Origin of the sequence: Paenibacillus flagellatus (genome assembly GCF_003217775.1) — a bacterium.
Taxonomy (GTDB): domain Bacteria; phylum Bacillota; class Bacilli; order Paenibacillales; family NBRC-103111; genus Paenibacillus_AB; species Paenibacillus_AB flagellatus.
On record NZ_QJVJ01000023.1, the window covers coordinates 1 to 20,570 of the forward strand.

Here is a 20,570-nt window from a genome sequence, read left to right on the forward strand (position 1 = left end):
GGAGTTATCCCCATGTGGATATTGGTTTCAAAATTTCGCTGGTCCCACTCCCACTTATTCACAGTTGTTGATCCGCTCCTGGATGATCGCCACCGCATTCTTATGCGCTTTCGAAATTCAGGATAAATCTTTCCAGGAGGCTCATTATGAAAAAAGTGTCAATGCTCCTGATGTCCATCCTGATGGTACTTGTCTTCGCTTCATCGGCAATGGCGACCCCAGTAAAGAACACCCCAGCCCAAGATAAGCATAACGCCGCAATCGACGCCAAAAAGGAGAAAATCAGGGCTAAGTTTGAGGAGCTCGGTGAGTATCGGGCGAACAAGCTGCTTCAAGCCGCAAAGAACGGTACAGATGTTGATCCGCAGCAACTGGATAGCACCGAGGTTCAACTGGAATCAGATCTTCAGGCATTGGGTGTGAACGCCATTACGCCTGCGCAGGCTCAAGCCATCGCGAATGGAGGCAGCGATGTTAGCATCCAAGTGACGGTTCCTCCGTCTAACTCGAACGTTAAATGGTATGATATCCGTTATACTTATTACACTGGCGGTACGACGTATGCCGTTCAGGAATTGTATGCCCAAGGGCTTGCAGGAGGCACAAACCTCGCTGCAGGGCAAAACGGTGTGACCCTATACACCAACAAGCAAATTCTCGTTAAAAATGTGACTTATATCGCGCAGATGTATGCTCAAAAGGCGATTGGTACAATCCCGATCGTACAATGGCTACCGTATGAGATGCTGTTCTCCGATAACAGCCAAGTAACCAATAACAGCCATGTTATTACGCACCGTAGCTTGTCTACTGTCTGCTTCTCATATGTAAAGCTGGACGGCCAATCGGACAACTATCAAAGCCTTTCCTATGTATCGAACATGGTTAGTGTGGCATCTTCACATACCCTTGCAGGATACAACAACGGATCTCCTTATTCGAAAACGACAGACAAATCGAATACGGATTACGCTACTAACTACGCCAGCCCCACGAGCGCGGTAAATGCGTACAAGGATCCGTACGCACCGAGGCAATCGTTTATCAGCTTCTATCGTTTCTACAACAACGACCAAACAGCGAGCCTGACGCAGTACATCATTAACCCGAGCTTCCCGGCACAAATCACGCAGTAATAATTTCGATGCTGGCCAGAAAGAAAGTAATGGATTGGCGAAAAACAGAATAAGAAGGAATCGAGCCGGGTGGGTTAAGCCGGCTCTTTTCTTTTTACAAAATTACCGTGCACAACACGTAACTGAATGATCACTTCTTTGCCCGTCGCCTAATCATGTTTGTTTAGCGGGTCATCGTCAAAGGGCGGCGCTGCCGTCGTCGTCCCAATGCCCCATATACCTGCCGGGAAAAGTCATCGGCTGTTCTCGCGGCTCCGTTCCCGCTTTTTGCGCCATTCCTCCAGCAACTTCAATATGGTCTGTTCCATTTGCTGGGCCGTATAGTCCTTCGGAAAATACTCCTTGATACTTTCCTTTTGCAGCTTGATTTGCTCCCGTTGATTCGGTTTATCCTCGGTCATGATTTTGAAAATCGCGTCCATGTCGAGCAGGCCATCCGCGCTCAGTTTTTTCATGCGCTGGGCTTGGGAAAGAGAAGGGGTGCGGTCCTCGCTGTTCATCGTTTCCAGCAAGGCTTCCTGTTCTTTTTCGGTCAGGTGAGACAGCTCCACAGCAGGGCTGAACGCCACCTTGCCGCTATCCACCATTTCAAGAATCGGCGGAATCAATTCGTTCAACCGGATATAGCGCTGCACCTGTGTGGCGCTCGTCCCGACATCAACGGCAACGCGCTCCCGCGACTTCTGTCCGAGTTGGTCAGATGTTCCCGTTTTGACTAGATCGTTGCGCTGTCCTTGCCGTTTGATGGCATCCAGCTTCAGTTTATAGGCGCGCGCTTTCTCTGACGGCAACACTTGCTCCCGGTGCAGATTGCTGTCAACCAGGGCGATAATAGCAGCGTTTCTATCCATTTCGCGTACAAAGGCAGGGACCGCAGCGATCCCCGCCTTTTTGCAAGCCTCCCTCCGGCGATGTCCTGATATGATTTCGTAGCCGCCCTCGTCTCTTGGACGGACAACCAGCGGCGTAATGACACCATACATTCGGATACTTTCGATGATGCTCTGCAATTCCTCATTATCCGTCACCTGATAGGGATTGTCTGGGAACGGATGAAGCTGGTCTATCGGAATGGTAATAACTGATTCGTTCATTTGGGAATCCGCCTCCTTTTCTCGGCGGGTTCTTTAGGGCAACACGAGACTACTGTCTCGTGTTGTAGCAAGCACTGAATTTGGATATCCAAATTCGCTTGTTAGGGGCTTCGCCCCTAAGACCCCGCCTGCATACAGCCACGATAACTTTCACGGAACTTTGTACGAGCATGGGACCATCTATATAAAAAGCGCCGGAACGGTGTCGACTCGCCGTTCTGACGCTTGGATTTTCTAAGCAAAGAAAAAAGGACGCCATTGAATTGCAGCGACCTTTTCAGAATGTCATTTGGCTGGTTCCGGTTTTCCCTGCGAATTAGCGAGCATCTGCACAGCCAGCATAAAACCACATTGCAAACCAATTTCCATATACACATCTTCGCAGGTGCCCGCATAGTCATAGACCTTGGTAGTTACTTCCTCGAATTCAGCCATGTCAGGAAACTTATCCTCAATAAGCTCGATAACAGACGTATGCACTTCGTCTATCCGTTCCTTATAGCTCTTCGGATTGATGTCGGTGCCTGCCACACCGCGTAGCAAAAATTCACGAATACACTGAATGTGGGCTCTCTAAAAGATTTCTGACATATGGTTCATTTCTCCATCACCCCCTGTTGATTCGTATTGCAATAAAATCAACAACACTTTAATCCCGTGACTTTTTGTAGACAAAGCTATAAGGCTTCGCGACAGCCGCGGTACGTAAGGATGGGGGATTGGGGGGCGCAGCCCACAACAAGCGAATTTGGGAGACCAAATTCAGTGCTTGCTGCAACACGAGACATTCGTCTCGCTTTGCCTTTAAAGCACCTGCCAGGAAAAGGGAGAGAGAAGCATTTACACACGATATCCGCCTTGTCTGCCATGTGGTTGTTCCTGCTATGGAACTTTCCGTTCTCGGTTTATACGATTTTCCTTACCTTCATAAATCAAGAAGAGCACCTCCCAGATTTTTCTTGGGGTGCTCCTCTTGACGCTCTACCTGTTAATCCAACCACGTTATTTTTACGGTTGAATCTCAATCTGTCGGGTGAAAATGTCAAAAACCTTCTTCGTTCTTCCCGTAATTAATTATCCCAATGCGGTTATAACGGTTTGCCGGTTGTTTTATCCACTTATCCCTCTGCTCTTTTCAATAGAATCAACTGCCGTTCCAAATCCAACTTTTGAATGTCGTAACCTGCATTAAAGATGACGCAGCCTAACGGACGGTTTTTTTGCGGATACCAGTACGTCCTGTACTTATATGCGGTTGCCGTTAACTTGCTCCCGATGATTCTCTCTATACCCGAAATGGTCAGGCGAATCGTAGAAGCACTCTGCTGTTCCAGATATTGCTTAAAAGGAGCGTAAGCTTTCATTGCCTTTTTTGAAACAGATTTTTGCAAGGCACTGCTATCAGGGTCGACGTTATTTTTCTCTCCCGGCAACTCCACCAATCCCACAAAGTTAAAATAAATATCCACCTTCTGCGTGGTCGTATAGCGACTGCCTTTTACCCGCTCATGAACAACTACCTTTTCCACAAATTCATTGAGCATGGGCGTAGTAAGTTCCTCAAAATCGGTGTAGCGGTCAACCAAGTCGAGAAATCGATCTGCATTGACCGTCTGCTTCTCCAAGTTGTCAATCTCGCTCTGTATGCGCTCTATAGTCTGCTCCAGTTCTTCCTGCTCCCGCTCATAATCGCCGGACAGCTTCTCAAAGCGCTTGTCCGACAGCTTTCCGCTCAAATTGTCCTCATAGAGCTTGCGGATGATCGTATCAAGTTCATTACTGCGCTTCCGATAAGCGGTCAGCTTCTTCCGCTGCTGTTTTGCCGTTTTGTCCTGCCGCATGGAAGTGCTGTCCGTTACCAGACGAATAAATTCCTGCTTGTTTGCCCGCGCAAAAGCGCTAACTTCCCGTAGCGCATTCAGAATAAGTGTCTCAACAACAGGAACGCGGATAAAGTGCATTGTACAGCTACGGGTTTGTGTGCGGTAGCTGGAACAGTAGTATTCGTTCTTGGCACTTCTGCCCGGCCGCTTGTCAATGGAGCGGTCATGCGTCATTTTCGCGCCGCAATCGGCGCAGTACAGCAGCCCGGTCAGTCTGCTAGGCTTCTCTTGCTTAGCAGGCTTACGCACCGTTCGGCGCAGCCGCTGGGCGTTACGCCACGTTTCAGGGTCTATGATGGGCTCATGCGTGTTTTCAAAGATTACCCGTTCTTCCGGCGCTGTCGCCTTGGAGCGTTTGTCTTTGTAGGATGCGGTATGGGTCTTGAAGGCCACGGTATGGCCCATGTATTCCATGCGTTCAAGGATTTTTGCCACCACGCCGCCGCGCCAGCGGTATGGATCTTGATAATGCTTGTGCCTTTGATTATCTGCCCCGATGCGTTCCCAATGAACGGAAGGAATAAGCACCTTGTCAGCGGTCAATATATCAGAGATTTGGTAGACGCCATACCCTTCGATTACAAGCCGGAAAATGCGCTGCACAACCTCCGCAGCTTCCACGTCCACAATCCATTTTTGCTTGTCCTGCGGATCGCGCAGATAGCCATAAGGCGTTGATGGCGATATGCGCTTGCCCTCCATAGCCCTAGCTCGGAAAACAGCTCGAATTTTACGGCTGGTGTCCCGCGCCGTCCATTCATTCATGATGTTGCGAAAGGGGGTAAAGTCGTTGTCCCCATTGTCGCTGTCCACATTGTCATTGACCGCAATAAAGCGGATACCGGCTTTGAAAAACTCCTCCGTATACATGCCGACGCGCAAGTAATCCCGCCCGACTCTCGACATGTCTTTGACAATAATTGTACTCACCTTGCCCTGTTCCATTTCCGCCATAAGCCGCTTCCAGCCAGGTCTTTCAAAGTTCGTGCCTGAAAAGCCGTCGTCTGTGAAATGAACAAGGTTTTTAAAGCCGTTGTTCCTCGCGTAATCCTCCAGCATCTTCTTCTGATTGACGATACTGTTGCTGTCCCCCTGCAATTCATCATCACGCGAAAGGCGTTCATACAGGGCGGTGATTTTCTCATTTGACTGTCTAAGCATAATGGCTCCTTTCAGACAGTCAACTCATTTGTGGCTGGTGTCATTTTATCATGCTTTCGGCAATTGCCTCCATTGTGCCGTTTACTCCAACTGGCGGCGTTGCAGATCGTTGCGGACAAGACGCAGTATCTTGTCATTCATATTCTCCTTGCTGGTCTTGCTGAAATGAATCGTCACATCGTAGGTCGTTGAGCCAATTTTGCAGGATATTCTGCGCGCGGCGACGGGTAAATCGGGTTGCGGCGGCACGGCATCCGGATTTTGATTTTCGGTCATGTAGCGGCTCCTTTCATTCCTAATACGCTGCATGCGCTTAACACAGCCTACAGCCCCATTTCAGAGCTACAAGGCACACAAAAAGGCTGAACAAGTCAGATCGCCACGCTTGCGCCATTGGCAATCTTCTTTTTCAGCCTGTATGATAAAAGTTATTCTCTTCGCGCAGGGATATCGGTATATCCATACTTGCAAGCTTCCACCAATTTAACTGTGCACTTGCGAATTTTTTTTCGTCAGCCAATCCATTTTGCCACAAATGAGTTGACCATCAGCTAGATTTGGGTTTTACCCTCCATCAAAGCTTACACCTTCCGGCGCAAGCTCTATCGCGGTTACGGTTTCGCCAAATGTCGAAGCCCAAGCGTCAAAATGTTGCAATCCCTGCCGCTTGAGCCGCTCGTATTGCAAGTAACGCTGCATCGTATACATCTCAGTAATGGAATTGGAGATCGGCGTACCCGTCGCAAAGATGATGCCCCGGCCTCCGGTCAGTTCGTCCAAATAGCGGCATTTGGCAAACATATCCGACGACTTTTGCGCTTCGGTTTGCGACAGTCCGGCCACATTGCGCATTTTTGTATAAAGAAACAGGTTTTTGTACGAATCGGCTTCATCCACGAATAGCCGATCTACGCCCAGTTCCTCGAAGGTCACGACATCATCCTTGCGGCTGGTATCGTTCAGCTTCTCCAGCTTGATTTGCAGCGTCTTTTTCGTTTTTTCAAGCTGCTTGATCGCATAGCGTTCGCCTCTGGCTTCCTTGAGTTCCCGGATGCCGCTTGTAATTTCCGAAATCTGCTCGTACAGTTGCTGCCGCTGCCGTTCCATAGAAATCGGAATTTTTTCAAACTGCGAATGGCCGATGATGATCGCATCATAATCACCTGTAGCGATCCGCGCGCAAAACGTTTTGCGGTTTTTCGTTTCAAAGTCCTTTTTGGTCGCCACCAGAATATTCGCCGACGGATATAGCTGCAAAAACTCCGCCGCCCACTGTTCGGTCAGATGGTTCGGAACGACCAGCATACTCTTGTTGCACAGTCCCAAATGCTTGCTCTCCATCGCTGCGGCGGTCATCGCGAACGTTTTTCCTGCGCCGACACAATGAGCGAAAAGGGAGTTGCCGCCGTACAGCGCCCGGGCAACCGCATTGACCTGGTGCTGGCGCAGCCGGATTTCCGGGTTCATCCCGGTGAATCGGATATGACTGCCGTCGTACTCGCGAGGACGGATGGCATTGAACCGATCATTGTACAGCCGTGTCAGCCGTTCGCGCCGCTGCGGGTCTTTCCATATCCAGTCGCGGAACGCTTCTTTCATCATCTCCTGCTTTTGCTGGGCGATGGCCGTTTCCTGTTTGTTCAGCACACGCTTTTCCACGCCGTCCTCATACACGGTGTCAAATACGCGCACGTCCCGCAAATTCAGCGTATCTTCAAGAATTTTATACGCATTAACGCGGTTGGTGCCGTACGTGACGTTCGCCTTGATATTGTTGCTGCGGTCATCGCTTTTGCCTTTGACGTTCCAGGCAGCCGTATATTCGGAATACATGACATTGATGTAGGTCTGGTACATCGGCGGCGTGTCCACCAGCTCAAACAGAAATTGCCGAATGTCTTCCGGCGGCAGCCAGGTTGCGCCCAAACGGACATCAATTTCGGAGGCGTCCAGGTCTTTCGGCTGCACCGCTTCAAGCGCTTTGACGTTTTCGCCGTAACGTTCGGCATCGTATGCGGCAAATTGTCTGGCCACACGCAGCTTCTCCCGCACATGGCCGGACAGGTACGCATCCGCGGTTTCATAGATCGGCTTACCTTCCTCGTTCAGATTTTCGGGATTGGGGAAGATGACGCCGCGCAGCTCTTTTATCAGTTGTTCTTCCGTCCAACCGGTTAGCTGCGCCATATACGGCAGATCGACACGGGCTTTTGCGCCGATGGAAACCGCAAGCGCCTCCGAAGCGGTATCTACTTGTTCAACGTGGATTCTCTGACGGATGGTGCGTTTGGTGAACATATCCGCCTTGCGCAGCAGCCGTCCTTCCTCGTCAATGATTTCCAGCGAGCAAAGAAGAAAGTAAGAACTGTCATCCGAAAAGGCAAGGCTGTTGGCGCGGCTGTTGATCAGGCCGTATTGCGCCGTAAACCGGTCATACTGCGCATTCAGCTTTCGCTGTTGCTGCTCTATCATCTCATCGCTATAGTCTTCGGTTTGGTACTCGATCAGTTCGCGTACGGTGTCCCGCAGCTGAATCATCCCTTTGATGCGGCCTGCCGCCGTCGCCGAGGTGTCCACGCGCCGCATCCGGCTGTTCTCCCGATAGTAGATTTGTCCATCCACCAGCGCAAAGCTGAAATTGCGGACAGACGGATCGGCAGGGAGGGAAGGGTCTTCTTCCTCCGGCTGGTCTTCCCGTTCCAGCTCCACCCATTCGGCATGGATGCCCGACAACGCTTCGCGCAGCAGCTCATCCAGATTGGCGTCCGGGAATGGCTTGCAGGACGTTTCCTGGCGGTTGCCGTACATCCGGTCGTCAAAAACCATGGTGCCCAGCACCATATCGGGATGTTCCGCGAAATAACGATTCACCGGCACACCGTCCGCTGTCTCGGACAGGGATAGCCATGCTTCGGTTTGCTCGCTGACGGCGACCATGCGATCCCGTTTCTGTAAAAAGATGATGTCGGCGGTTACTTCGGTTCCGGCATTGGCCAGAAACGCATTGCTCGGCAGACGCACCGCTCCGAGCAGTTCGGCGCGTTCCGCCATATATTTGCGAACCGCCGGGTTCTGCTTGTCCATCGTTCCTTTGGACGTAATAAAGGCGATGATGCCGCCCGGACGCACTTTGTCCAGTGTCTTGGCGAAAAAGTAATCATGGATGAGAAACTTGTGCTTGTCGTAACGTTTATCCGCCACGCCATAACCGCCGAACGGCACGTTCCCGATGGCGAGATCGAAGAAGCTGTCCGGCAAATTTGTCTGTTCGTAGCCGCTGACCGCAATCGACGCCTGCGGGTATAGCTGCCTGGCAATCCGGCCGGTAATGCTGTCCAGTTCCACGCCAAACAGCCGCGAGCCTTGGAACGACTCCGGCACCAGTCCGAAGAAATTGCCGATGCCGCAGGACGGCTCCAAAATATTGCCGCTGCGAAAGCCCATCGATTCCAGACAGTCGTACATCGCCTTGATGACGGTCACAGACGTATAATGGGCATTCAGCGTCGACGCGCGGGCGGATGCATAATCATCCGGCTCCAGCACATTTTTCAGTTCCGCATATTCGGCTGCCCACTGCGTGTTCGCTTCGTCAAATGCCTGCGGGATGCCGCCCCATCCGACATAGCGGGCCAGCACCGCCTGCTCGTCCGCTGTCGCTTGCCGCTGCTCCTGCTCCAGCTTGTTCAGCAGCCGAATCGCTTCCATGTTCCATTTGAACTTCGTTTTTGCACCGCCATGCCCCAGTTCATCATCCGTAATCCGGTAGTTGACAGCCGGGACAGACGAACGGGCTGGAGCGGTGCGGCCGGCAGCACTCTCAGAGGAAAGGGAAGTGTCCGGCTGCGATACGGTCTCTGGTTCCTCCGTCACCGGCTCTTCCGGTGAAACCGCATCTTCCGTCGTTTCCCATGCCGTTTCGTCAGTCCATTCCGATTCCTGCTCCCCGGTAATCAGATGATCGTTCAGCGGGTTTTCGCGCAGCATTCGCTCAAAATCCCGGCGATTCAACTCTTTGATGAAAAGCGGGAACTGACGGTCTTGCAGCACCACTGTTCGTTGCTCCAATTGCACAATTTCATATTCGTCCGCACCGATCCAGACCGTGCTGCCCGTGTCATAACCGTAGCGCGCCCGTTCCCGATTCACCGGCGTGTGTTCCGGTTCCGCTTGCGCGTCCGGTCGGGAAAGCCCCGACGATGCATCCGGCTGCGGCGCATCGGGCCTGACCATTTCCGCCGCTTGCAGCCGCCGCTTTTCCTCCTGTTCTTCCGCAAAGGCGGGCAATCGCTCGGCTTCCTGCCGGTTCAAGTAACGACCCGCTGCCAGCAGTTCGCCGATACGTTTCTGCACGTTCATCCACGGCAGCACCATCTGCGTATCCGGGTTCATGATCGAGCCGCGGGTCAGCGTGATGCCTTTGCTGTCATAATTCATGTGAATATCCGTGCCGATCAGCGCGGGAAGACGCCCGCCGGTCCCGTATTCCCGTTTCAGGAAATCGGCGTTCTCCTGTGCGGACAGCGACTGCTGGAAATGCAGCGCAATGCGAAACTTGCCGTTCTCAAAACCGCTGCCGTTTTGCAAAATGGCGTCAATGACCGCTTGCGGCATGAAAAAAGCGGAGGCTTTTGCGTCCTCCGCTTGTTCCATCCACAGCGTCTGTTGCTCGATGGATGGTTCTGACTTTCGCGACAAGTCAAATTCGTTTAACAGTATCATGCTGGCGATATGCCCGGCGATGACGCCCCAATCGTAAAAGCCTTGTGCCGTTCTTTGCTCCGCTGTACCTGTCCAAAGATGAAGCACATTGCTGTACGGCTCAAATCCGGCCTGCACCCCTTCATCAAGCGTCAGTTCGGTGATGCCTGCCGGAAACAAACCGCGCACATACAACATGCGCTCGCGCTCATCCTCGTGAGCAAGGAAAAATGCTGTGATGTCCGACTTGCTCTCCCGCAGCGGCGCGGCTCGGAGCAAGTCATTGATGATGGCATGGTCGTGAAAAAACGGAAGACTTCGGTCCTCCGTTTCCCGGTCGTACCATTTTAATGATAAATCAGTTCCGCGAGAATCAGTTCCTCCGCCTGCTGCTTCAGGTTGTTCATATGTCCCGTCCAGCCCAGCGGATCGCTCGCCTTGTCCGGTGCCGGGTGAGACGTGAGCATCTCCTGTATCGTCCGGTCGATCTGCTCCCGCGCCGTCCGGTCGATGTCCGCCAGATGTTGGTTCAACTGCTCCGACAACATCAGATGGGCGTACATGCCCTTCCGCTCGGTTTTCAGAAACGTCTTGCGCATCATCCCGTACTTCCCGATGGTCGTCTCCGCTTCGCTCAGCGTCAGGTTGGGCAGCAGATAATCCCCTTGCGGCGTGTACGTCAGTTCCATGTTCATCCTTCCTTTCTTGCAGGGTAGCTTCATTGTGCGGCAAGGAATCGGGTCTTGCAAGGGTATGAAACGATTGCCCCTCATTTGCACGTTGTGCATCCCGGCGCAGCGCCCGGACGGTCGATTCAATTTCCCGCAGCATCATCTCGGACACATCGCTGATCGCTGCGCCCAAGTGGGACAGCACAGGAAGCGTGTTGAAATACCCGATGCCGGACAAATCCTCGATGCTGATGTAATGTGCGGGATCGAGCCCGCAACGGGTCATCGCCATGTAAGCGACAGCCTTTTCGGCAGCTTGCTTGAACAACAGCTCCACATGCGAAATATCCAGGTCTTCCAGCAAACTGTGTTCCCGCTCTTTCATCAACTCCGCCACATAATCGGCGCTGTTGTCATCCACTGCATTCCGCGCAGCAGTGAGGAGCGCAGCAGGCAGCTCCGCACGTGGTTCAATCTCATCCGGCGCGCCGAACGCATTTTCCAGCGTTTCAATCACATGAGCCGTATCGCTGTCCTGCAATCGCCAAAGCGACACCTGCGGCTGGCGTCTGCTCTGGGTATCCGATACGTCAAACACATGGCGCAGGCCCAGGTGGTTGCCCCGATCCTCGATCAGGACAATCCCTTTCGCGCCGCGCTTTACCCAGCGATCCAGCCGCTTGTTCCATACTTCAATCGGCGCGCAGGCCGTTGCGTCCGGACGTTGTGCGTAGATCAACAGTTGATCCTGAAACGGATATTTATAGTTCCAGGCCGCCGTCCGCAAAAAATCCGCCCAGCGGTCAGGCTGATTCGTCACCGTGCGAGCCGTGCTGGCAGCCAGTTCGACGATGCGCTGCAACTTGGCTGTCATGAGAGCACCTCCCTTACCGAAACGTGATTTGATTGGTCAGGCGAATGCCTTCCTCGGAATAACGAGCCGTAATCCGAATGAGTCCAATAAGTTGCAGGCGATGCAGATTTCGGCGGACAGTGGAAGGAGAGAGACCCACCTCCAAAGCCAGCTTTTTGCCGGACAACAAGACGCAGCCATGCCGTCCGCCCGCGCGGTCCATCAGGTAGCTGTACAATAGCTTTGCTGCAGGAGGGACCTTCGCTCCGGCCAGCAGTTTATACCGTGTGAGATCGTTCATAAACTTCCTCCTCGGCAGACGCTATCGCTCCGGCGACCGTTCCGACAAACGATCCGGCCGGATGTAGCAGTACAGATAGAAATTGTAGTCTCCCGCATGCGGGAAACAACGCAGGTAGTACCGATGGCGCTCTGTTTGAAAACAAAAGCCGTATACGCCGGAATGCCACGCCCCCGATAATCGGGCCTCCGGATGCGACAGGCAAAAACGGTGCATCTGGCTGCGGCTTTGAAGAAGTCCCTGCTCCGTCAATGCCCGCACAACCGCATCCAGTTCCGCCCGGAAAGCCGGCGTTTTTAGCGCTGGCAAATGCTCGAACCAGTTTGCCCAGAATGTCTCGCCGCTGCTGCCAAAATAACCGCGCAGGTGCCCGATGCATCCGCGTTTCGTATCCTTCTCTATGGAAGCGGAATAAAAATAGGCCGCATCTTCCGACACGGCCGTTTGCAGTCTTTCCAGCATATTCTTTTCCTCCCGGCTGGTAGGTGTTCGCTCTAGGTTGCGACACACATAGAAGGGGAAAGTCCGATATCTGCCACAAGCCGACGGGAGGAAAGCCACACGGGGTTGTTTTTTCCGCCCGCCAAATCCGGTAAATAGCAGTACACCAGCTTGGCCGCAAGCGAAAGCGAGGCTCCGTCCAGCAGCCGATAACAAGTGAGATCGTTCATTGCGTCCTCCTATCGTTGCGTTTCCGTTTTTTTCTTCTGTGCGGCAGGCGTGGAAGGCGCTTGCTGTTGCTGCTCCACCAAGCGCTCCGGCCGGGCATAGCAGTACAAGTAAAAGTTGTAATCCCCGGCAAAGGGAAAGCAGCGCAAATAGTAGCGGTGATCCTGCGTTTGCATGCAAAACCCGTATACATCCGTGCTCCAAGCACCGCCGATGCGCGCCTCCGGATGCTCGCTGCAAAATCGTAACATATGCTGGCGGCTTTTCAGCACCTTCTGATCGCCGATAGCTTGAAAGACCTTACCCAATTCTTCTTTAAAAGCAGTCGTTTCAAAGGGAGAGCGCCGGGGAAACCAGGTTACCCAGAACTCCTCGCCCGACCGCCCAAAATCGCCGCGCAGGTGGCCGATGCAGCCACGTTCGATCTCCTCTGCGGCAGAAGCGGAATAAAAATAAGCCGTATCCTCTGGCGCGGCACTTTGCAGCTTTTCCAACATGTTTATCCCTCCCGTCTGGTGAATTTAATGGGTGCCTCCCGACCCAAAGTCGTCGTAGCTGGACAAATTGGCATGATAAAAGACGACGTCGCCGTCCAGCAGGGAGAACGTTGCCCCGTATGGATCGACGAAGCTGGGCTGAAACCCTTCCATCCGCCACTGATTGTCAAGCGGCGCGTTTTTGTATTGCAGATGCGGATGGTTCAAGTCTTGATTGCGGATCGTTTCGATGTTGAAATTGACGATGATGTACCCATCCTTCAGAAATACGGGCGCATGATCGTCCAGCCGGTGCGTGCGGCCGTACTCGGCCAGATTGAAGCCTTTCGGCACCACGTACGGCGCGGCGGGCAAACTGTAGTCCCCCCTCCACCGCTGCACCGAAGCGTTGGCGCGGGCCGCATCGATGCCGGAGGGCACCTGCATACTGCCAACAAACGTCCGAAGCTGAGGCGGCAGCAGCATGATATCGTAGCCGCCCACATAGGTCGGCTTCTGCGCATCCTTTACAAATTGATCGATAAACGTCTGCCTCGCTCCGGGCGAACCGTTCAGCGACCAAAGCGTTGCGGCGGTGTCGGTCAACTCCTGCTTCGACACATTGCGCAGGCGAGCGTCGAGCGTCACATACCGTTTCTCCACATCGTCGCTGGAGCCAATACGAATAAACCGCTGACTGCCTGAATGATAGTAAAGATCGACTTCCTGCCTGTTCTTCCCCTTGCTGTCCACAAAATAAAACGTCGGTGTAATGAGGATGCCGTTTCCCGAGCCGAACATGTTGCCTTTCGTCATGACTTCGAATTTGACATGGTAACCCGTTTTGACCGCTACGTTTTTCTTGCCGCTCTCCGGGTGACTGCCTTGCCGTACCGGCAGCACGTAAGGAGGGGTGTTTCCGCGCGGTGCGCCGTCAATGCCTTTCGTGCCGACCCAATAGGCGTTTCCTGTCGGCGTCGCGCTGCCCTTTTGGGTGCGAAGCACCGATTCCCAGGCAAAATCGGCAATGTCGGTGATGCGGAAATCATAGAGGCGGCCGATCACTTCCACTGGAACCGCCTGCGCAGCCACATGGTTGGACAAGTCCAGATTGGCATTCATCTGGGACGTAAAGGAGGCCGGACTATTCTCGGCAAACGTTCGGAATAACACGTCGTAATGGCCCTCGTCCACCCAAACGGGTAAATAGAAGGTCGTCTGTATCTGGCCGACCGGGATGGATACCCACGTTTCCTTGGGGACGAGCGTTGTGCGATCCGCTTTGTACACATCGAACGGAAAGCGTACCTGCTTGTCCCTCATATACTTGGCATAATCCCGATTGCCGTAGCCCTTGATGTCCTTGTGCGGGCCGCTTGTCGGAATCGTCACGGTAAAGGGCCGGTCCAGAATAAGCGCGGATCTTCCCGCTGTCGGTGTTGTCTTCTGGTTGTGGTCCTGATCGTCCGACACCGAGGCGTAGTTCACCACCGGCGTATGCACGGTCACCGGATTGATGCCGCCGATCGGAAAGCTCTTGTTTTCTCCGCCGCCAATGCCCTTGACCAGCGTATAAAAGATGGTGCCGGTACTCGGCTGATTCGCTTTGTTCGTTTTGGAAGCGTCAATGAGATAACCTTTGCCGTACAGCACATCTTGCCCAATCATCGGCGGTTCCGGTATCGCCCCCGGCGTCGGCGCTTTTTCTTCAACGATTCGATTGTCCATAATCGTATTTCCGTTAAAAACGAACGAGTCGTTTTTCACCTTAATCTTGCCGATGGCGCTTTCTGCAGTTGACTTCCAGTCCTCGTTCGGTACGGAAGGCCGGCTGGAACCGCCGGAAATCGTTTGTCCGGGCAGCGTCACATTCGAATAAACCGGATCGGTAATATGCGCGCTGAGCGACGCATCATGCGCGGCGGAAACGGTTGGCGGCGTATAGCCATTCGGCTCCAGTGTAACCGTCCCCGAAGGAAGCGCATAATTGGAGACCGTCGCCTTTTGAATGCTGTACACTTCGAGATTTTGAATCGTCCAGAAGCTGTACTTGCGTTCAATCAAATAGTTTTTGGTGACCGTCTGTGTATCTGAACGCGGAACGGTAATGGTCGTCGGATTCCCGTCCGCATCGGGCGGGCCGGATCGCGTCTCCGTCCAGGTAAGGGTATATGTTTTACTCACCTGAATCGGGTATTGCTTCGTGCCGGTCGTTTCCGTGAACGTGTTTCGGTACAAGTACGATTTGGCCAAAGCGTTCACATACAGGCTCTCTGAAGTCGGAATGCCTTGCAGCACATCAAATATTTCTGAGCCGCGCGCATCCGCCTGAATGACGGCAGAAACGTTCGGCTCCATCGCTTCGGCCTGCTGGGAATCGCCAGGTTGAGGTTCTCCGCCCCCGTCGCCTTTACGCACCGAATGGTCCGATGTCGAATCCCCCGTATTGCCGTCCACATCCTTCACGACGACGGTGATTTGCACGCTCACTTTGTCTCCGGACGTGAACGGGATTTTGATCGGAATCGTTTTACTCGTTGACGTGCCGGAGAGGGTTCCGGTTTTGTCGCCCGTTTGAACGAGCCTGGCATTTCGAATATCCGTGATCTCGTATGACTTCAAATTCTTTAGCGACTCGACTTCAAAAACAAAATCCCCGTCCACTTCGGTCACGTTTTGGTCGACCGTTTCCGGCGCTTCAATCCGGGACGTGACCGTTACCGAGGAGGGAATTTTGTAAATGCCGATAAAGTTGGAGCCGCCCGATCCCACCAGAATGGAGCGCTCTTTGAGGTTGGGGTCGCCTTTTTCCTGAATGAACAGCTTCTCGTCGGGTTTGGTATTATTTGTAATATAAGATCGGATGATCTCATACGTTTGACCGCCATATGTGACTTGCTCTTCGAACGTATGATTCGCCTCATCCCCGGTAGCGAAAACGCCTTTGTCCACTTCTTTGAGTTTGGTGCCGTCTTCTTTTTGATAGATGGCTTTCACCGGATTGTTCTCCGCATATTCGGCAACCGCGTCCGTTCCGCCCAGATGCACCGTAAAGCTTCGCGTTCGCACCTTCGGATTCGTTTCGGGATTTTCTTGCAGCCAGTCTTTCCGCGCCGGGTCCTGCTTAGGCGATAAATAGGAACGAACGATCGTATATTTTTTCCCGTTGTCCTCAATGGTTTCGGGAAATTCATGATCGATTGTTTCCCCGACTTTGTACTTGCCCTTGAAGAATGTAACTTCAGGTTTTTGAATGATTTTGCCGCCTACTGTTTTCGCAATGACATCGACCGGAAAATCCGCGCTGCGGTAGGGTACATGTATGCCGAAATAATCGTCCAAGTCGTCGGGGTGCGCCCAAGGTTCGGCTCGCTTGATCTCATCCAGCGTATAGAACGGCCCTTTGCGCACGTTGCCGTTCCCGTCGATGGACACCATAATGGCATACAGATAGAGGTCGTCGTTGTCTTTGATGTTGCCCATTCCCGCCTTCCACATGCCTTCCGTGACTAGCGCCTCGCTGACTTCGTAAAAAGTCGTAACGGGCTGGCCGGGAACCGGCGGATTCGGGTATTGATCGACTTGTCGCACCTGTTGGTCCAAAAATGAAACATGCTGGCCGCTTCTTGGATTGCCGCATTGTTTGGGCGTCGAATTCGTGCATAATTGGTCCCGACGGATCGTCCAGCCTACGGTTCTGTATTTGATGGACGACGTTGCGGCCGTGCTGGTGATCTTAAACTTTATGGTGCCATCTTCAATTTTGACATCAGGGGCTCCCGCAAAAACAGAGATTGGAATGGAAAGAAATAAAAATAAGCATGCCAGCAGCATGCTTAATAATCGAATATTCAATTTGTTCATTTCTCTACTCCATCCTTTTAATCGTATGGTTGTAGAACAAACTGGCGCTCGGACTTACTTTCAGCGTAGGACCCCAATCGCCTCCAACATTCGTTGATAAGGGGATATCGGTAAAGCCTTCATACCAAATCCCTTTTTCAAAAATTTGTTTGCTGGGGAACCATTCATCGTATAGTAGATCTTTACTTTCCTTAAACGAAACAAATTTAATCCTGAATTTGGAGCGAATGAAATTGTCGCCAAATCCGTCTTTATAAATCATGGACGGTTCGGGATCGAGGTATCCCTCGATTTGAATCTTGTTTTCTTTGACCCAATCCACATAACGACGTATATATTTCAATTCCGCATTGGAGCTTTGCACTTTCGTGGCAAATACCGCTTGCGCCCATGTATCATCGATCGTTTTGTAATCCACGTTCAGCCACAACGCGCCGAACGTTTTTAACCATTTCATCCACATATCCACATTTTTCTTGTTGAATTCTGGTATGGTCGAGTATAAAACGGATGAAACCTTACTATTCGTAGGGTGAGAATGGGGATAGGCCATTTCATACATCTCGTTCGGCACATCGGCCAGAATATACGGATAGTCTTTCGCGTTCGTCGGCAAATTGGTTGTGCGAATCAGTCGGCCCCATTCATCGTACTTCGTGTTGGCGTCTTCCTTTGTGGAAATAAAAACAGTCGATGTCGGGTTATCCCATTTCACTTCCGCACCCAGCGCTTCGCTGACAAAACGCAGCGGGACAAACGTTCGTCCGCCGCTGGTGATCGCCTTCGTATCGAAAACCATTTCCTGGCCGTTAACGAGCGCCTTGCTTTCACCGATCGTTAGCACAATATGCAAGTCGTCTCGCTCGATCGGTACGGTCATCGTTTCAGGTTCCCAGCCTACTTTCGCGCCCATCTTTTCCGCGATGAATCGAACCGGCACGAGTGTCCGATTGTTCTCATCGACAAACGCCTGCGCATCGGGAAACCAGATTTTTTGTCCGTCCATGACGACGTCGACGTAGGACGGCAGGTTGCTCGACGCGCTTACCGCCGTCCCGAACAAGCTACACATCATCGCTGCAACTAGCCCTGACAATACCCATTTCCTCACGCGTTACACTCCTCTCGAAAAAGATCACAATGTAATTGGAAAGTTTCAACGATTATTTTTATCATAGAGCCGATTTTGCGGCGTGTCCACCTTCCGAAACAGCCTCTCATTACGATCATGGAAAAGAACAGCTCAGCGGCATATATCCTTTTTGCGCAGCCGCTTTTTCGCTGGAAAACGTTTCTTCCACCGGATAGGAAAAGCCGCATGTACTGCGGTAATACACCTTCACATTTCCTTTTCTCGCGCCGACAATCTCTGGTTTCTTGAGTACGCGGCTACCGCCGAGGGCGTAATTGTTATAAAATTTGCCTCCCATCGGAATCCCCTGGATGAAAGCAATCACCCCGACATCATCCACGGTATTGTGCCACTCCTCCTGTGAAATCGTTGGCAACGTGAACGTGTAGGAGAGACCAAACCGGGAAACCCATTCATTGTGTTTGTTGATCCGGTAGGCCAATTCGTCCTCGATTGCATGGACTATGGTGCTTCGGCGCACCTTTTCAAACCGCTCAGCGTCCTTTAACAGTGCGATGTTTGTCTGCTGTCCAACGTCGCCCCGCAAACCCTCGAACCAGCTGCGACTTCCCGCATCGTAAGCGAGGACGAATTCATCCAGCGTAAACGAAAGGCTGTTTCCCGATGAATCGGCGTAGGCATACGGCTTTTTTGCTCCCCAAACCGGTTTCCGTTCCGTGTTTCCGTCGGCTCCTGTCCATTCCTCCTCGGCATAGACGTAAAAACCGTCGTACCCGATGACCACAACGGCCGGGATATACCGGCGTAATACGCCTTGTGCAACGGGATCGTCGACAATGCCGAAGTTGATATATAGCGTCCGATAAAAAGCGGCAATCGCTTCATCTTTGTTCAGCACTACCCGCTTGGCCGATTCATATTGTGTCTCCCGTTGCTGATTGGCATTAACGGTCAACATGCGCGCCGCATCATCTACAGCGGCATCCAGCGAGGTGTTATACCGCAGCTCGGTAAGCATCGCCTTTCGCTGCATGTCGACCTCGATCCGGTTGATCGTCGCAAACGGCAGGAAAATGAGCGCCCCGACAATGGCCCATTCAATCCATTTCATTGCGCACCACCCCGCCGTAAGGAATAAATATTATTTCGTTCGAACTGATGGCCTGGTTTAGAAAATCGAATAGGATGGTGCCGGGAGTCCGGTTCGTATTTTTGACCGTAACCGCAAACGTATCGCCAACGTGCAGCTTATAGCGTCGCGTCGGATCATCTTTGGCGGCCGCGCTGATCGGGAACAGAACAGGCAAAATTTGCGCGTTGTAAAACATGTCGTAGTGCACTTCGTAGCTGCCGCGAAACGTCTCCGGCCTTGTCGGGTCGTCGTAGACCGGAACGTACTTTTTGCTGCCGTGTTCCATCTGCACATCGAAGGAGTTGCCTGTTGCCGCAATCGCCTCCATAAAGTCCGTATACATGCTCGGCGACACAAAGCCCTTGTCCCGCACTGCATCCACAAACGTTGTCGTCGCTTTCAGGACGACCAGTTCCGAAATATCGTCCTGCTGGTCGAAGGCTGCGGAAATGGGGTAGAGGTAGAGCAAAAGAACGGCAATGAGCGCCGCGAAAACTTTCGAGATACTGTTCATGGCATTCTCCTTAGCGTAAAGCGAAAATGAGACGCACCAGTTGTCCGGACGCATCTCGCTGGGCGACTGCCGTATACCGGGCATTCAGGCGAATGCCGGCGGGGACGAACTGGTCCCGATCGAGCGGCGGCACGTATCGAACGCCGTCCACCACAATTTCCGCGTCTCCCGTCTCCAGCCGGGCAATGGATTGCGCTACCTCTGCGCCGGATACGGTGCCGTCGCCGGAAAGCGGTGAAACCGTCATCTGCATGTTGCGATCCAGCGACTTTCCCGACACATAGGCGGTGGCGTTCAGCGCGGCCCCGGTTTGAAAGAGTAGCAGTCCGCTTGTTACGGCCATCAGAAAGAGAAGACAGGCCACGCTCATTTCCAGCATCGTTCTGGGGGCATGTTCCATCGGCTTCCTCCTTGGAAAAACTGGGCGTCCGTCTATACCCGAAAGGACGCCCCATCAGCGTTGTGATGTCTGTAAGGACGCTTACTGCTGCCGAAACACAATGCCGCGAATGACGTTGCTGCTGTCATGCACCAGTTGCGCCCGAAATTTGCCGCTCGGATTGACGTAGTTGATATTCGCTTCATCGAGCGCATGGCTCAGTTGCCCCGGCGCTTCACCAACCACTGAGCCGTAGGTCACGCTGTCGATCGGAACACCCGTGTTGATCACCTTGCCATACCACTGACCCGCCGGATTTTTCCCGGTGACAATCTGGATGCCGAACTGGTCCTGATCGCTGAACTTGCGCAGCGCGTTGACCACCTGACTGCCCGACAACGTCGTGTTGTCGTACACCGTAAACGCCGTTTGCGACAGCTCCGTCTGGATATTGCTGAAATTGCTTTGCGCCGCCTTGGTGGAGTCTTGCGCGGAAATAAACAATACGACGGCAAGGGTAATGAGCGCGATGGCAAGAAAAATGCCTGCCGCCATCACAAGTGCTTTTTGCGCGTTGGACATGAACCGATCTCTCCTTCAAATGAAATTCGAAATAAAAAAGACGCTTCCCGTTTGGAAAGCG

At 52.7% G+C, this 20,570-nt stretch carries 18 protein-coding genes; 3 read left to right on the forward strand and 15 right to left on the reverse strand.

Features of this window, described 5'->3' with window-relative positions; translation table 11 throughout:
- Positions 1-146: 146 nt before the first annotated feature.
- On the forward strand, positions 147-1,136 hold the full coding sequence (locus tag DLM86_RS30860; RefSeq protein ID WP_110843967.1) for a hypothetical protein: 990 nt from the start codon (positions 147-149) through the stop codon (positions 1,134-1,136).
- 233 nt (positions 1,137-1,369) lie between these two features.
- On the opposite strand, the gene DLM86_RS30865 is transcribed toward DLM86_RS30860, so the two are convergent.
- Both DLM86_RS30865 and DLM86_RS32280 read right to left on the reverse strand, forming a co-directional pair.
- A complete protein-coding gene (locus DLM86_RS30865) occupies positions 1,370-2,230 on the reverse strand; it encodes a ParB/RepB/Spo0J family partition protein (protein ID WP_110843969.1) in 861 nt (286 codons plus the stop codon).
- A gap of 285 nt (positions 2,231-2,515) precedes the next feature.
- The gene (locus tag DLM86_RS32280; RefSeq protein WP_158289725.1) at positions 2,516-2,665 is read right to left on the reverse strand and encodes a hypothetical protein; all 150 of its coding nucleotides are present in this window, start codon (positions 2,663-2,665) and stop codon (positions 2,516-2,518) included.
- Positions 2,666-2,995: 330 nt separating this feature from the next.
- Here DLM86_RS32280 and DLM86_RS31880 point away from each other — a divergent pair, with 330 nt between their 5' ends.
- Positions 2,996-3,304: a hypothetical protein gene (locus tag DLM86_RS31880; protein WP_146250333.1), complete on the forward strand. Its 309-nt coding sequence runs from the start codon at positions 2,996-2,998 to the stop codon at positions 3,302-3,304.
- 44 nt (positions 3,305-3,348) lie between these two features.
- Here DLM86_RS31880 and DLM86_RS30875 read toward each other — a convergent pair whose 3' ends face one another.
- The 4 genes from DLM86_RS30875 to DLM86_RS32920 all read right to left on the reverse strand — a co-directional run bounded on the left by DLM86_RS30875 (position 3,349) and on the right by DLM86_RS32920 (position 10,763).
- Entirely contained in the window at positions 3,349-5,274 is a 1,926-nt protein-coding gene (locus DLM86_RS30875) for a DUF4368 domain-containing protein (protein ID WP_110843973.1), read from the reverse strand.
- A gap of 81 nt (positions 5,275-5,355) precedes the next feature.
- Positions 5,356-5,550 carry a transposon-encoded TnpW family protein gene (locus tag DLM86_RS30880; protein ID WP_110843982.1) on the reverse strand — a complete coding sequence of 65 codons (195 nt, stop codon included), beginning with the start codon at positions 5,548-5,550 and terminating at the stop codon, positions 5,356-5,358.
- A 288-nt stretch (positions 5,551-5,838) separates the two neighbouring features.
- The gene (locus DLM86_RS33140) at positions 5,839-10,173 is read right to left on the reverse strand and encodes a DEAD/DEAH box helicase family protein (protein WP_425454007.1); all 4,335 of its coding nucleotides are present in this window, start codon (positions 10,171-10,173) and stop codon (positions 5,839-5,841) included.
- Between the two features lie 149 nt (positions 10,174-10,322).
- Positions 10,323-10,763, reverse strand: a complete 441-nt coding sequence (locus DLM86_RS32920; protein ID WP_342773133.1) for a TnpV protein — start codon at positions 10,761-10,763, stop codon at positions 10,323-10,325.
- Between DLM86_RS32920 and DLM86_RS32925 the strand changes: the two genes are divergently transcribed.
- Positions 10,729-11,547, forward strand: a complete 819-nt coding sequence (locus DLM86_RS32925) for a hypothetical protein (protein WP_245955045.1) — start codon at positions 10,729-10,731, stop codon at positions 11,545-11,547. The two genes, DLM86_RS32920 and DLM86_RS32925, sit on opposite strands and share 35 nt — an antisense overlap.
- Here DLM86_RS32925 and DLM86_RS30890 read toward each other — a convergent pair.
- The 9 genes from DLM86_RS30890 to DLM86_RS30930 all read right to left on the reverse strand — a co-directional run bounded on the left by DLM86_RS30890 (position 11,534) and on the right by DLM86_RS30930 (position 20,509).
- Complete coding sequence (locus DLM86_RS30890; RefSeq protein ID WP_110843986.1) at positions 11,534-11,800, reverse strand: helix-turn-helix domain-containing protein; 267 nt, start codon at positions 11,798-11,800, stop codon at positions 11,534-11,536. The two genes, DLM86_RS32925 and DLM86_RS30890, sit on opposite strands and share 14 nt — an antisense overlap.
- Positions 11,801-11,821: 21 nt before the next feature.
- Positions 11,822-12,262 carry a hypothetical protein gene (locus DLM86_RS30895; RefSeq protein ID WP_110843988.1) on the reverse strand — a complete coding sequence of 147 codons (441 nt, stop codon included), beginning with the start codon at positions 12,260-12,262 and terminating at the stop codon, positions 11,822-11,824.
- A 218-nt stretch (positions 12,263-12,480) separates the two neighbouring features.
- Positions 12,481-12,966 (reverse strand): hypothetical protein, encoded by a 486-nt coding sequence (locus tag DLM86_RS30900; RefSeq protein ID WP_062410483.1) that lies wholly within the window; start codon positions 12,964-12,966, stop codon positions 12,481-12,483.
- 24 nt (positions 12,967-12,990) lie between these two features.
- Positions 12,991-16,809 (reverse strand): DUF5704 domain-containing protein, encoded by a 3,819-nt coding sequence (locus DLM86_RS30905; protein ID WP_245955046.1) that lies wholly within the window; start codon positions 16,807-16,809, stop codon positions 12,991-12,993.
- Positions 16,810-16,813: 4 nt separating this feature from the next.
- The gene (locus DLM86_RS30910) at positions 16,814-17,920 is read right to left on the reverse strand and encodes a copper amine oxidase N-terminal domain-containing protein (RefSeq protein ID WP_245955047.1); all 1,107 of its coding nucleotides are present in this window, start codon (positions 17,918-17,920) and stop codon (positions 16,814-16,816) included.
- 115 nt (positions 17,921-18,035) lie between these two features.
- On the reverse strand, positions 18,036-19,013 hold the full coding sequence (locus DLM86_RS30915; protein ID WP_110843990.1) for a hypothetical protein: 978 nt from the start codon (positions 19,011-19,013) through the stop codon (positions 18,036-18,038).
- Positions 19,000-19,548, reverse strand: coding sequence for a hypothetical protein (locus DLM86_RS30920; RefSeq protein ID WP_110843992.1), 549 nt, complete (start codon positions 19,546-19,548; stop codon positions 19,000-19,002). The genes DLM86_RS30915 and DLM86_RS30920 overlap by 14 nt, the downstream gene beginning before the upstream one ends.
- Positions 19,549-19,558: 10 nt before the next feature.
- Positions 19,559-19,948, reverse strand: coding sequence for a hypothetical protein (locus tag DLM86_RS30925; protein ID WP_110843994.1), 390 nt, complete (start codon positions 19,946-19,948; stop codon positions 19,559-19,561).
- Positions 19,949-20,029: 81 nt separating this feature from the next.
- The gene (locus tag DLM86_RS30930) at positions 20,030-20,509 is read right to left on the reverse strand and encodes a hypothetical protein (RefSeq protein WP_027093301.1); all 480 of its coding nucleotides are present in this window, start codon (positions 20,507-20,509) and stop codon (positions 20,030-20,032) included.
- Positions 20,510-20,570: the final 61 nt, after the last annotated feature.